This is a genomic window from Staphylococcus pasteuri (genome assembly GCF_030547725.1).
Classification (GTDB): Bacteria; Bacillota; Bacilli; order Staphylococcales; family Staphylococcaceae; genus Staphylococcus; species Staphylococcus pasteuri.
This window is the reverse complement of record NZ_JAUOQO010001074.1, coordinates 1-232: the sequence shown is the minus strand read 5'-3', so window position 1 is coordinate 232 and position 232 is coordinate 1. Positions and strand designations below refer to the sequence as shown.

The following is a 232-nucleotide window of genomic DNA, read 5'->3' as shown; positions in this document are numbered from 1 at the left end:
CAATTGTATTTACCTTTAGATAGAGATTTGTCTTATACCGATGATATTCGATTAAATCTTAAAGCACCATCTATGCCAAGAGATACAGGTACTTTTGTAAGTTGGGATTGCGCTGGCTTTAGAGAATTAGCAGTTAGTGGATTGGTGCGTTTTGGCAGAAATTTATTAGTTCCAGATGCCGCAGATGGTTCGGCAGGTCCTGGGCAAGTGGAAGCTAGATTTACTGTAAGAG

General features: G+C 40.1%; 1 protein-coding gene. It reads left to right on the top strand.

Going from position 1 to position 232, the window contains the following annotated elements; translation table 11 throughout:
- Positions 1–232 (top strand): hypothetical protein (locus tag Q4528_RS16455; RefSeq protein WP_303522870.1); only part of this gene is annotated, 232 nt, incomplete at both ends.